General features: G+C 61.2%; 1 protein-coding gene. It reads right to left on the bottom strand.

What is annotated here, in order from left to right; genetic code table 11:
* On the bottom strand, positions 1–2,697 hold a 2,697-nt coding region (locus tag SY1_RS08810; protein WP_208873504.1), incomplete at its 3' end, for a hypothetical protein.
* Between the last annotated feature and the right edge of the window lie 601 nt (positions 2,698–3,298).

The following is a 3,298-nucleotide window of genomic DNA, read 5'->3' as shown; positions in this document are numbered from 1 at the left end:
CACGTCCTTGCCATCCAGCATCCAAACGATATCCTTGACATCGCCAGCCGCCAGCTTCTTGTCGTTGAGGTACCAGTCGCCGAGCGTGAAGGTCACGGTCTTGCCGGGCTCCACCGTGGCGGGGGCGTTGATCTCCGGGCCATCCGGCTTCTTATCAGGCGTCGGAGCCGGCGTGCCAGGGTTCACCGGGTCGGTGACGTTCTCGCCAACCTCAACGAGGATCGTGTAGCTGTTCTGGTCCACGTGAGCCACGGCGTTCTTCACGATGTCGGACGTCGTGGTCCAGGTGATGCGGACCTTCGCGTAGTCCTCGTAGGTGAGGCCGGGCGTGTACTCGCGCAGGTAGTGCAGGTTATTCCAATTCCTCGCGTCGGTCGAGAAGACCAGCTTGACCCAGCCCTGCTTGATCGTGCCGCCGGTCAACTGAGAGGGATCCAGCTGGATATTCAAGCGGCGATCCTTGTTCTGAGCGCCAGCACCAAGCGCGGAGTAGTCGATGTGGTGCGCATGGAAGACCGCGGGCTTGCCCATCGCGTCGGCACGGGACGCAGCGATATCGCTGTCGCGCAGCACCAGGCGGATGCGGCTGTCGTCGGTAACCTTCAGGTCCATATAGGGGCTGAAGTCATTGACGTCCTTGGCCAGGGAGAGGACTGCCGTCGGGTAGACGTAGACGTTCATGAAGGGGTTCACGTTCGTCGCAACCTGCGTCGCGGTCGGCGTCGGGAAGTTGTTCAGCTGCCACACGCCGCGCTCCACGTCCACGCGGGTCGGGTTGCGCAACACGCCCTCGACGCGGTACACGGCGTCCGCCGAGTTCGCATCGCCAAACACCACCGTCGCCGTGTCGGTCCAGCTGCCGGGAAGAGGCGTCGTCAGAGGCGTCGTCGCCGGGAAGGGATCGCCTCCAGCGTTGTTGAGGTACCCCTCAGCCAGGGTCACGCCCACAGGGTTGATGCGGAAGGTGTTCGCCGCCCCCGTGCCCATGTTGTTGAGGGTGATGTCCTTAAAGGACAGGGTCTCCCCCTGCTCCACAGCCACAGCGCCACCCACCTGACCCAGGGTCACGTTCTCCAGCTTGAAGGTCTTGTTCGCTGCAAAGGTGCCCAAGTTAGCCGTCGTAAATCCGCGATCGGGAAGGCCGTTGCCGCCCGTTGCGCCGATCGTCACCTGGCCGCCGCCGATGGACTTGGCACCCATGATCTCTAACACGCCGTTAGCCACCAGGGTGGTACCCGCATCAAAGATCTTGTTCTCGGCGTTGTTGATGAAGAAGATAGCCTGACCGTTGTTTGCGATCCCCGGGTTTGTAGGATCGTTGGTCGGGCGGGCCGCAGCGAGGACGGAATCCAGAACCAGGTCAAACTTGCCCTCGAGCAGGCCGTCCGCCTTGGAATCCTTCTGGTCCAGCGTCACCGCGATCTGCGGGTTGTAGTTGGTGCTCGCCAGCGTGTACTCGTCCACGTGGAAGGTGGCGTCCTTGGCGACGTTGAAGTCGCTGAAGAACTGGCTGCGGTTCACCATGACCTTGGCGTCGTTCTGGATGAACAGCGGGTTGTAAAGAGCGGCAACAGCCTGACCAAGATAGGACGCGGGGTCGTAGGGATTGGCCATCGCAGAAGCCGAGCCCTGGAACGCCGTCCACACCTTGCCCAGAGAGCCGCGGAAGTGGTCGTTGCGGACAGAGGCATTTCCGCCATCGACCTGGAGCACGCCGCCCTCGACGACCGTTCCACCCTGGTGGTGCGCTCCGTCAACCGCCCTGTAACCCGTGATTCCCGCCCACACACCCGGCAGGGCAACTAAGCCCTCCCCCGCCGCGGCAAGGCTGGCGGTGTCACCATTGATGAACAACGATCCCTTGCCCTGCTTGATCAGGCGGACGAACTCGGTCGCAGCAGCGTCCGTGGCCGTGATAAAGGTGTCGTTAGCAGCACCTGCGCCGGAATTCGGCATAGGAGCTCCACCATTATAGTTACGCTGATCGAGACCATGATGGAGCGAAAGCCCCTGCAGCTTCGAGGACACCGCATCGGCATTGACCTTGACGTAGCGCAGGTCAGTGGCAGCGCCGCCGTCGGCAGTATTGAGCATCAGGAAGAACGGCTGGAACGTAGGATTATTGTCGGGATCGTTCACACCCAGCTGCAGTTTGTCCACTTCTTCCACCTGGAACACGGGCGCCCGTGCCTCGGTGCGGCTGCCCACCACGCCGACCCAGCGCTGGCCCAAGGCGTTGTTGTTGGTCACGCCCAAGGTACCGCCCATCTGGACCGTACCGCCGTGGTAGATGGTCCGATTTGCCCCGGCAGGGTTATCGCCGTTCGACGCCTTGATGACGACCTTGCCCCTGTTGCCGTTGTTGACAAGGACCTGGACCTTCCGAGCAGCAACAGACTCCTGAAAAGTCTGATTGCCCGTAGCGCGAGGTGCGAGGGTCACCGTATTTCCCTCATCCGCGTTCAGCTGCAGGATCTGTAAAAAGTTAGGGCTACCCGCTCCGTTAGTCCCCACACTGCCCAGCTGAGTTCCGTTGCCGCTGATGGTGTTGTACGCATTGGCACCGGCAGCCGCCGTCGTGATGTTGTTCACATCGTTGCCCGACAGCACGTGATCCGGCAAAACTGCCCAGGCCACTCCGGCCGCCAGCGCCAGAGTCAGCGCCAGCAGACCAAACAGTTTCAGTTTCTTATTCAACCGAAATTCCTCCTCTCAAAATCCGAATCCCAGGGGCAGGTGCAACGCCCCGAGGATCCAAACCACAAAGCGCGCGTCCGTTTTTTTCAAACGGACAAATTTAAATCCTGATCTTGCCTGTTATCCTTCCCTAGTTGCGATAACATGCCGCGGCCCGAGGGCCGCACCGCCCACGCCGCCTTCCTTACAGGCGACGGAGCGTAAGCGCAGAGGGCCGTTTCCAGCCCGCAAAGCCAAAGAACGCCAGCGCCGACAAACACTCCTTTCTGGCAGAGACTTCGCCCCCACGGCGTTTGGTTCGTCGCACGGACGCGGCCGCCGGGGACGTTTTTGTGGTTCGGCAGAAGACAAAGCGACGCCGATCGAGAGGCCGCGCCTTTGGTATAGAATTATACACGCAACACCGCGGCAAATGCAAGACCTAAGGACCTTTTTTTGCAGAAAACCGCAAATCCGTTCCGGAAGCGTGCGGGGAACGTGGGCGGAGCGAAAAATAACCCCTCCGGTCCTTCGGACCACCTCCCCTTTCAGGGGAGGCAAGGCAAAGACAGGGCGCGCTTTTTAGGCTCCCCTGCAAGGGGAGGCAAAGCATGTTTTTCGG

The organism is Fretibacterium fastidiosum, from assembly GCF_000210715.1.
Taxonomy (GTDB): domain Bacteria; phylum Synergistota; class Synergistia; order Synergistales; family Aminobacteriaceae; genus Fretibacterium; species Fretibacterium fastidiosum.
This window is presented reverse-complemented; position numbering and strand designations above follow the sequence as displayed.